Raw genomic sequence first — 9,051 nt, 5'->3', positions numbered from 1 at the left:
GGTGCGCCGCACTTCCGGACGTGCGACGCACCTCGGCCTCCAACACAAGTGCCATCCACGAATCACACGAATCTACACGAATGGAAAGCAGGAAGGCACGTAGGGCGGCTTTCCATAGCCGCCGGAGGGCTGGGCAGGTATGGAAACCTGCCCTACTATTTCCCATTCGCGTGGATTGGCGGCATTCGCGGTTACAGCAACCCGAAATTGCCAAATCCATCGGCTTTGCCGTACAATGGCGCGAGCGCTTGAAGCGCATCCCTCATCGGAGTTTCGCATTGAGCACAACGTCTTTTCGCACTCCCGAAGAGAAACGCCGCTACGTGCAGGCGATGTTCGCGCGAATGGCCGGGCACTACGACATGATGAACCGAATCCTGTCGCTGGGGCGCGACATGGCCTGGCGGCGTACGCTTGTGGAGCGGGCCAACGTGCCCGACGGCGGGCTGGTGCTGGACGTGGCCGCGGGCACGGGTGATGTAACTCGCCTCCTGGCCGCGAGAACCCCGGCGCGGCGCGTGGTGGCGCTGGATTTCTCGCGCCCCATGCTGCGCATCGCGCAGTGGAAGTTGGGCCGCCTGGAGGAGACACCCGGCGTGAGCCTGGTTCAGGCGGACGGGCTGCGGCTGCCCTTTGCCGACAACACGTTTGACTCCGTAACGTCGGCGTTCGCGCTGCGCAACGCGGTGGACGTGGCCGCGCTGTTCGCCGAGATGTGGCGGGTGCTGCGCCCCTGCGGGCGGGTGGCGTGCATGGAGATTTGCCAGCCGACGGCGCCGGTGTTTCGCCCGCTGTTCGGGCTGTACTTCAACCGCGTCGTGCCCTTGCTGGGTCGGGTCCTGGTGCGAGATCCCGAAGCGTACACCTACCTGCCCGAGTCGCTCAACCGCTTCATGACCAGCGCCCAGGTCATGCGCACGTTGGAAGCGGCCGGCTTCCGCTCCGTGGCGTGTCAGAAACTGATGATGGGGACCGTCGCCATCTACGTTGGGTTGAAATGATGAGTCAGGAAGAGAAGGACATTCGGCTGGGGAGGCCCAGCGCGGCCTGGGATTTCGGCCAAGATCGCCGCATGGGCATGATTCGGCGCTACGCGCCGCTGGAGGGCGCGCGGGTGCTGGACGTGGGCTGCGGCATCGGGTTCTACACGCGGCGGCTGCAGGAGCACGGCGCTGAAGCCTGGGGCGTGGATGTGGACCCCGACAAGGTGGCGGAGGCGCGGGAGGCCGTGCCCAACTGCCAGGTCGCGCCCGCCGAGAAGTTGCCCTTCCCCGACGGCTTCTTTGACGCAGTGCTGTCCCATGAGGTGCTGGAGCACGTGGACGACGACCGGCAGGCCGTGGCCGAGGCGGTTCGCGTGCTGAGGCCCGGCGGCCGACTGGTCATCTTCGTGCCCAATCGCCTGTATCCGTTTGAGACGCACGGGTGCTACTGGCGGGGGCGCTACCGCTTTGGGAACATCCCGCTCGTCAACTGGCTGCCCAACCCTGTGCGCAACCGCCTGTGCCCCCACGTGCGGGCCTACACGCCGGGCGGGCTGGCGCGGCTGTGGCGAGGGCTGCCGTGCCGCGTGATCCTGTTCACCCAGATTTACCCTGGGTACGACAAGATTGCCGCTCGCAGGCCCTTGCTGGGGCGGCTGTTCCGCGCGGTTACGTATGCGCTGGAGCGCACGCCCCTGCGCGTCTTCGGCCTGTCGCATTTCGTCGTGTTGGAGAAGGTGTCGTAGGGACGACCCGCGGGTCGCTCCTACGACCTACGATTGCGACGCCCCCATTTGCCGCGCATACCCTTGCCGCAATGTGCGACGCACTTCCGAAAGTGCGTCGCACCTCGGTCGCCAACACAAGACGGAGCCAATCCCGCGACGCCCCCCATTTGCCGCGCATACCCTTTTCTGATAGTATAACGCACGTACCATACCTCGTGTCCACAGGCATAGAGCGATGAGAAGATCTACCAAACAGGTTCTACTACGTCGTCGCGCCCGCAAGAACGGCGGGATGAGCCTTTTTGCGAAGGCGGCCTTGGCCTTCGTGGCCCTGGCCCTCGGCGGGGTGCTCACCCTCGCGCTGACGGGCGTGGCCGCCGTGGTGGGCGTGTACGCCTACTTCGCGCAGGATTTGCCCGACCCCAGCGCGATTGAAATCGCCCAGCAGGACTTTGAGACGACGAAAATCTACGATCGCACAGGCCAGCACCTGCTGTACGAGATCTTTGACCCGAAGTGGGGCGACCGCACCTACATCCCCCTGGACCAGATTCCCCTGTACCTGCGCCAGGCCACGATTGCGATTGAGGACCGGACGTTCTACGCGAACCCGGGCGTGGACCTGCGGGGCATCGCGCGCGCGGCCCTGTCCAACCTGCGCGGCGAGCAAATCCAGGGCGCCAGTTCCATCACCATGCAGTTGGTGAAGAACGTCCTCATCCCGCCCGAGGAGCGCTACGTCATCTCCTACGAGCGCAAAATCAAGGAGGCGATTCTTGCGCTGGAGATTTCCCGCCGCTACCCCGGGCGCGAGGGCAAGGACAAGATTCTGGAGTGGTACCTGAACAACAACTTCTACGGCAACTTGGCCTACGGCGTGGAGGCGGCCGCGCAGACCTACTTCGGCAAGAGCGTGCGCGACCTGAACCTCGCCGAGTGCGCCATGCTGGCGGCCATCCCCCAGTACCCGGGGATGAACCCCATTGACAACCCGGAGAAGGCGAAAGAGCGCCAGCACCTGGTGCTGGATCAGATGCTGCGCGAGGGGTATATCACCGAAGAGCAGGCGGTGGAGGCGAAATACACGCCATTGTACATCGCTCCACAGCAGCGATTTGAGATTGACGCCCCGCACTTCTCCATGTATGTGCGCCAACTCCTCGTGGACGAATTCGGCGCCGACATGGTCTACCGCGGCGGGCTGAAGGTGTACACGACGCTGGACTACGACATGCAGAAGTTGGCCGAGCAACTGGCCCGCGAGCAGATCGCCAAGTTGCAGGCCGACGGTTGGGACATCAACAACGCAGCCGTCGTCGCCATCCGACCGAACACCGGCGAGATTCTGACGATGGTGGGGTCGCTGGACTACTTCAGCACGACCATCAAGGGCCAGGTGAACTGCGCGCTGTCGGAGCGGCAGCCCGGGTCTTCGTTCAAGCCGTTCACCTACGTTACGGCCCTGGCGCAGGGGTACACCCCCGCGACGATGCTCCTGGACGTGCGACAGGCGTTTGACGATTATCCGAACCCGCCCTACGTGCCCGAAAACTACAGTTTGAGGTACAGCGGGCCGGTGCGGATGCGCCTGGCGCTGGCGCGGTCGCTCAACATCCCCGCCGTGGAGATGCTGAGCAAGGTGGGTGTCAAGAACGTCATCAACACGGCGCACCAGATGGGCATCAACACGCTGACCAAGGACTTCTACGGCTTGAGCCTGACGCTGGGCGGCGGCGAGGTTACGCTCCTGGACATGACCTATGCCTACAGCGTGTTCGCCAACAACGGGGTGATGGCCGGCCAGCCGGTGCCCCCCAGCAGGCTCCGCCCAGGGTTCCGCCAGTTGGACCCGGTAGCCATCCTGCTGGTTACCGACCGCAACGGCAAGGTACTCAAGCAGTTCACGCAGCCGCAGACGCGCGAAGTGCTCAGCCCCCAACTGGCCTACCTGATGCAGCACATCATGTCGGACAACAACGCGCGGGCGGCGGCCTTCGGCCCTAACAGTGCGCTGAAATTGAGCCGACCCGCAGGAGCCAAGACCGGCACCACCAACGACTTCCGCGACGACTGGATCATCGGCTACACGCCGCAGTTGGTTACCGGCGTGTGGTGTGGCAACACGGACTACGAGCCGATGGGCCGTATTCCGGCAAGCCGCGCAGTCGGGCCCATCTGGCATGACTTCATGGAGAAGGTGCACGAGAACTTGCCGGTGATGGAATTCAAGCGGCCGCCCGGAATCATTGAGGTGTACGTGTGCCCGCTGTCGGGCTTGTTGCCGACCGAGCACTGTCCCAGCCAGGTGAAGGAAATCTTCATCGCCGGAACCGAACCAACCCAGCCGTGCGACATGCACCGCGAGTTCAAAGTCAACAAACTCACGGGCAAGTTGGCGACGGTGTACACGCCGCCGGAACTGGTGGAGTCGCGGGTGTACGAAATCTATCCGCCGCGCGCCGCCGACTGGGTGCGCGAGCAGGGCATCCCGCAGCCCCCGACCGAGTACGACGACATGTACGGCCCCGGCCCCGCGCAGGGCGACGTGGCTATCATCTCGCCCGCGCCCTATTCCTACGTGCGGGGCGGCGTGGTCATCATGGGCAACGCCCGCTCGGACAACTTCCACTATTGGCGGCTGGAGTACGGCAAGGGGCTGAACCCCTCGGCCTGGAGCCAAATCGGCGGCGAGCACTACAATCAGGTGAGCAACGGGCCGCTGGAATACTGGGATGTGAGCCAACTGGACGGCCTGTACACGCTCCAACTGACGGTCGTGCGCCATGATCAGGGCGTGCGCCAGGCGGCCATCCAGGTCAACGTGGACAATCAGCCGCCCAAGATCACCGTCATCAACCCCGACGAGGGCCGGGTGTACATCAAGGAACAGGACGACTACATCAACATCCAGGTGGATGCGCGCGACAACCTGTCCATGGATCGGGTGGAGTTCTTCGTGGACGGGCAGTCGGTGGGGTTCACCACGGTGGCCCCCTATAGCCTCAAGTGGACGATCACCATGTCGGACACGATCCCAATTCCGGGCACGGTCATCACGACGACCGGCCCGATTACCGGCCCCGATGGCGTCGTTACGGAGGGCGTGATCACCGTAACAGAGGTGATCACGGACGAGGAGGGGCGACTGATACAGGTGTGGGCCAACGGCATGTCCATCATCTCGGACACGCACGGGTACACCGAGACGCACACGATTCACGCGGTGGCCTACGATTCGGCGGGGAATACCACGGAGAGCGAGAAGGTTCGCGCGCAGGTGATCCACAGGCCCGAGCCGGAGAAGGACAAGCAGAGTTCATCGGCGGCTCCGGTCGCGCCCGTGGCGTGGAGGGAGCGGCGCGCGTGGGACCTCATCGCGTAGAAGGAGGCGACATGCCCTTCATCCTCATCACCAACGACGACGGCATAGATTCGCCCGGCCTGGCGGCGCTGAAGCAGGCGCTGGGGCGGCTAGGCGAGGTGGCGGTGTTCGCGCCCGCCCACAGTTGGTCGGCGGCCGGCCACACCAAGACCATGCACAAGCCCATGCGGGTGCGGCGCGGGGCCCTGGCCGACGGCTCGGAGGCGTGGGTTACCACAGGCTCGCCCTCGGACTGCGTGGCGCTGGCGCTGCTGGGCATCCTGGACAAACGGCCCGACCTGGTGGTGTCCGGCATCAACAAGGGGCCGAATATGGGCGAAGACGTAACGTACTCGGGCACGGTGGCCGCCGCCATGGAAGCCGTAGTCTCCGGAATCCCCGCCATCGCCGCTTCGGTGGACGGATGGGAGGGGTGGGATTTTGAGCCGGCGGCGCGGGTGGTGGAACAGGTGGCGCGCGAGGTGCTGGCGCGCGGCCTTCCCCCTGGGGCGCTGCTGAACGTGAACGTCCCCGCGCTTCCCTACGAGGCGCTCAAGGGCATCCTGGTTACGCGCCTGGGCCGCAGGGTGTACAAGGACGTGCTGATTGAGCGCAAGGACCCGCGCGGCGAGAGTTACTACTGGATCGGCGGCGACCCGCCCGACGGCGAACCGCTGGAGGGGACGGACTTCTGGGCCATCAAGCACGGCTATGTGTCCATCACGCCGCTGAAGTTGGACCTGACGGATTACGCGCTGATGGAGAGCGTGCGCGACTGGAAACTGCAACTGGCGAGGTGAAAGTCCATGGAATTCTGGGAAGTCATCCTGACGCGGCGCAGCGTGAGGCAGTTTCGGCAGGATAAGCCGCTCAAAGAGGCGCAGGTGGAGAAGTTGCTGGAGGCGGCCATTCGCGCGCCCTCTGCAGGCAATCGCCAGCCGTGGCATTTCTACGTGGTCTGGTCGCAGGACGTGAAGGACGGGCTGGCCGAGGCGGCCTTCGGGCAGGGGTTCATCGCAGAAGCGCCGGTTGTGATTGTGGTCTGCGCCGACGCCTCTCGGTCGGCGGCGCGCTACGGCAGCCGCGGGCGCGACCTGTACTGCATCCAGGACACGGCCATCGCGGCGACGCACATCATGTTGGCTGCCGTGGACATGGGACTTGGAACGTGCTGGGTGGGGGCCTTTGACGAGGAGCAGGCGGCTGCGGTGCTGCGGCTTCCCGCGGTGCTCCGGCCCGTGGCGATTCTGCCCATCGGCTACCCCGCGAAGGAAGGGGGCCCGCGCACCCCGCGCAGGGGGATGAGCGAAGTGGTAACGACGCTGAAGTAAGTCGCGTATCCGAACGGCGCGTGTTGGCGGGACGGGATTCGGTCCGTCCCGCCTCTGCATGTCAACGGGTTACGCTTCCCTGCCCCAATTGCGAATGATGTCTGCGGCCTGGGCCTGCGGCACCGTGCGCTGCTTGCCCAGGTCCAGGTTCTTGATGGTAACCTGCCCCTGTGCGGCCTCGTCGGGGCCCAGGATCGCGGCGAACGGGATGCCCTTGCGACTGGCGTACCGGAATTGCTTCTTCACCGAGTCGGCCTCAAAGTACAACTCCACGCGCAGGCCCTGTTCGCGCAGGGCGCGGGTGAAGCGAAGCGTCTCGGCCAGCAGGCCGGGGTCAAACTGGAGCACCAGCACCTCCACCAGCGTGCGGCGGAGCGACGCCGGGAACATGTGGAGTTCGTCCATCACGTCTATGATGCGCTCAATCCCGATGGTGGTGCCCGTGGCCGGGTAGCCCCTGCTGGAGAACATCTCAATCAGACGGTCGTACCGCCCTCCGCCGGTGATGCTGCCGATCTTCGGCTCCTCCACGACGGTCTCGTAGATGGGGCCGGTGTAGTAGTCCAGGCCGCGCACCATGGCGAAGTCAATCTGGTAGGCGCCTTCGGGCACGCCCATGGCGTCCAGGTACGACACCAGGCCCTTCAGTTCGGCGAGGCCCTCGGCGGCGATGTCTATGCCTTCCAGCCGCTGCATCATCTCGGGGATGATGGCCATGCTGTCGCCTCGGATTTCCAGCAGATCCACCATGCGCGCGATAACGTCTTCGGCGATGCCCGCGTCCCGAAGTTCCTTGCGGACGCCGTCCATCCCGATGCGGTCCAACTTGTCAATGGAGCGATACAGTTGCCCCAGCGCCTCGCCGGCGACGCCTGAATAGATGCCGATGCCGGTGAGCACCTTACGGTTGTTGATACGCGTGGTGTAGCGCTGGAAGCCGAGCCGCTCCAGGACGGTATAGATGACCGCGATGATCTCGGCGTCGGCCAACATGCTGGCGGAACCCACGATGTCGGCGTCGCACTGGTAGAACTCCCGATAGCGGCCCTTCTGGGGCCGTTCGGCCCGCCACACAGGGGCGATCTGATAACGCTTGAAGGGGAGCAGCAGGTCGGGATTCATGGCGACGACGCGGCTCAGCGGCACCGAGAGGTCGTAGCGCAGGGCGAGTGCCTCCTGCCCCTGCCTCTGGCGCACGTCGTAGATGAGGCGTTCGGCGTCGGGGCCGTACTTGCCCATGAGCGTCTCGGCCAGTTCCACGGCGGGCGTGTGCAGCGGCTCAAACCCGAATTGCTCAAACACGGTGCGGATGGTGTTCATGACGTAGTCGCGGAGAATCATCTTCTCCGGCAAGATGTCGCGCATTCCTCTGGGTAGGCGCGGTGTGATGCGTTCGGGCATGTCCTTACTCCTTACAAGCGGCGGTTCACGATTGTTGGTTTTGTTTTACCACAGGTGGCGGCCGATTGCAAAGCGCCGGAGCCGGCAAGGCGGGTGCGCAGAGTGCCCTCGCCCGCTGGGAGTGGGCTAGGGTGAGGGGTGCAGCATGCGCGGCGTGCCTGGGGTTTTTACCGCCGAGGACGCCGAGCACGCGGAGAACCGCAGATTTGCCGCGTGTTCCTCCGCGCTGATGGGCCGTTTGGATCGCGAAGGCACGAAGGGGCGCGAAAACCGCGTCCGGCTGGCGCGCGGGGCTAAACCCCCGCGCTGAAAGAACAAAGCCCCGAAGGGGCTTCGCCCGTTCAGCCCGATGCTTCGGCGTCGGGCGCGATACCCTTCGCGCCGATTCGCGTTATTCGTGGATGACCCCAGCGAGCGCTGGGCAGGTTCCCACGCCTGCCCCCTGGTCCGGCTGCGATGGAAAGCCGCCCTACGTGCCTCCTATTCTCCCTTCATGTGAATCTGTGTTATTCGCGGATGATCCCAGCGAGCGTAGGGCAGGTTCCCGTACCTGCCAAACCTGCGACGCACCTCGGAGGTGCGTCGCAGGTGGGGGCCGCGCAGCGAGCAACGTGTCGCATGCATGCCCAATTTGACACAAGGCCAGTTGTGAATATACTTGCGCGTTGCTATGCAGCATGCAAGCCAACTTGACTGTTAGGGTCAGTGTGGATATAATGCGTTTGCCGACGTGGTGGGTTTGCCCCCGTCTCCGAGCCGACGTAGCTCAATCGGCAGAGCAGCGGTTTTGTAAACCGCGGGTTGCGGGTTCAAGTCCCACCGTCGGCTCCAGGACAGCCGGCGCGGCAGCACACGCCGGTTGTGATTCGTAAAAAGACGGTTTCGTGGGCAGGTACCCAAGCGGCCAAAGGGGACTGACTGTAAATCAGTTGGCTCAGCCTTCGGTGGTTCGAATCCGCCCCTGCCCACCTGGCTGTATGGCGGCTTAGGCCCACGTAGCTCAGTCGGTAGAGCACATTCTTGGTAAGAATGGGGTCACCAGTTCAAGTCTGGTCGTGGGCTCCACACGATCGGCCGCGCCGAGACGTATCGGTTCAGCGCTTGTGTACAGGAGGAATCTAGATGGCCAAGAAGGTATTTGAGCGGAAGAAGCCCCACGTGAACGTGGGGACCATCGGGCACATTGACCACGGGAAGACGACCCTGACTGCGGCGATCACGAAGGTGCTGTCGCTGAAGGGTTGGGC

At 64.4% G+C, this 9,051-nt stretch carries 7 protein-coding genes and 3 tRNA genes; 9 read left to right on the top strand and 1 reads right to left on the bottom strand.

What is annotated here, in order from left to right:
- The first annotated feature begins 278 nt into the window (after positions 1 to 278).
- From ubiE to H5T65_12885, 5 genes are all read left to right on the top strand, one after another.
- The gene (gene ubiE, locus H5T65_12905; protein ID MBC7260131.1) at positions 279 to 1,001 is read left to right on the top strand and encodes a bifunctional demethylmenaquinone methyltransferase/2-methoxy-6-polyprenyl-1,4-benzoquinol methylase UbiE; all 723 of its coding nucleotides are present in this window, start codon (positions 279 to 281) and stop codon (positions 999 to 1,001) included.
- Positions 998 to 1,729: a class I SAM-dependent methyltransferase gene (locus H5T65_12900; GenBank protein MBC7260130.1), complete on the top strand. Its 732-nt coding sequence runs from the start codon at positions 998 to 1,000 to the stop codon at positions 1,727 to 1,729. The genes ubiE and H5T65_12900 overlap by 4 nt, the downstream gene beginning before the upstream one ends.
- Before the next feature lie 274 nt (positions 1,730 to 2,003).
- Positions 2,004 to 5,093: a transglycosylase domain-containing protein gene (locus tag H5T65_12895; protein ID MBC7260129.1), complete on the top strand. Its 3,090-nt coding sequence runs from the start codon at positions 2,004 to 2,006 to the stop codon at positions 5,091 to 5,093.
- An 11-nt stretch (positions 5,094 to 5,104) separates the two neighbouring features.
- Positions 5,105 to 5,872 carry a 5'/3'-nucleotidase SurE gene (gene surE / locus H5T65_12890; GenBank protein MBC7260128.1) on the top strand — a complete coding sequence of 256 codons (768 nt, stop codon included), beginning with the start codon at positions 5,105 to 5,107 and terminating at the stop codon, positions 5,870 to 5,872.
- 6 nt (positions 5,873 to 5,878) lie between these two features.
- The gene (locus H5T65_12885) at positions 5,879 to 6,403 is read left to right on the top strand and encodes a nitroreductase family protein (GenBank protein MBC7260127.1); all 525 of its coding nucleotides are present in this window, start codon (positions 5,879 to 5,881) and stop codon (positions 6,401 to 6,403) included.
- A gap of 69 nt (positions 6,404 to 6,472) precedes the next feature.
- Here the strand turns inward: H5T65_12885 and hisS are convergent, their stop codons facing one another.
- On the bottom strand, positions 6,473 to 7,804 hold the full coding sequence (hisS, locus tag H5T65_12880; protein MBC7260126.1) for a histidine--tRNA ligase: 1,332 nt from the start codon (positions 7,802 to 7,804) through the stop codon (positions 6,473 to 6,475).
- A 755-nt stretch (positions 7,805 to 8,559) separates the two neighbouring features.
- Between hisS and H5T65_12875 the strand changes: the two genes are divergently transcribed.
- The 4 genes from H5T65_12875 to tuf form a co-directional block, all read left to right on the top strand.
- Positions 8,560 to 8,635: transfer RNA gene (locus H5T65_12875), tRNA-Thr, on the top strand.
- Between the two features lie 55 nt (positions 8,636 to 8,690).
- Positions 8,691 to 8,772: transfer RNA gene (locus H5T65_12870), tRNA-Tyr, on the top strand.
- Between the two features lie 21 nt (positions 8,773 to 8,793).
- Positions 8,794 to 8,869, top strand: a tRNA-Thr gene (locus tag H5T65_12865).
- Between the two features lie 57 nt (positions 8,870 to 8,926).
- Positions 8,927 to 9,051 (top strand): elongation factor Tu (gene tuf / locus H5T65_12860; GenBank protein MBC7260125.1); only part of this gene is annotated, 125 nt, incomplete at its 3' end.

It is taken from the genome of Chloroflexota bacterium (assembly GCA_014360805.1).
Taxonomy (GTDB): Bacteria; Chloroflexota; Anaerolineae; order DTLA01; family DTLA01; genus DTLA01.
This window is presented reverse-complemented; position numbering and strand designations above follow the sequence as displayed.

Excerpts from the sequence above, each read along its gene's own strand:
- H5T65_12900 (MBC7260130.1), top strand. The coding sequence starts at position 998 with ATGATGAGTCAGGAAGAGAAGGACATTCGGCTGGGGAGGCCCAGCGCG.
- H5T65_12895 (MBC7260129.1), top strand. The coding sequence starts at position 2,004 with ATGAGCCTTTTTGCGAAGGCGGCCTTGGCCTTCGTGGCCCTGGCCCTC.
- surE (MBC7260128.1), top strand. The coding sequence starts at position 5,105 with ATGCCCTTCATCCTCATCACCAACGACGACGGCATAGATTCGCCCGGC.
- H5T65_12885 (MBC7260127.1), top strand. The coding sequence starts at position 5,879 with ATGGAATTCTGGGAAGTCATCCTGACGCGGCGCAGCGTGAGGCAGTTT.
- hisS (MBC7260126.1), bottom strand. The coding sequence starts at position 7,804 with ATGCCCGAACGCATCACACCGCGCCTACCCAGAGGAATGCGCGACATC.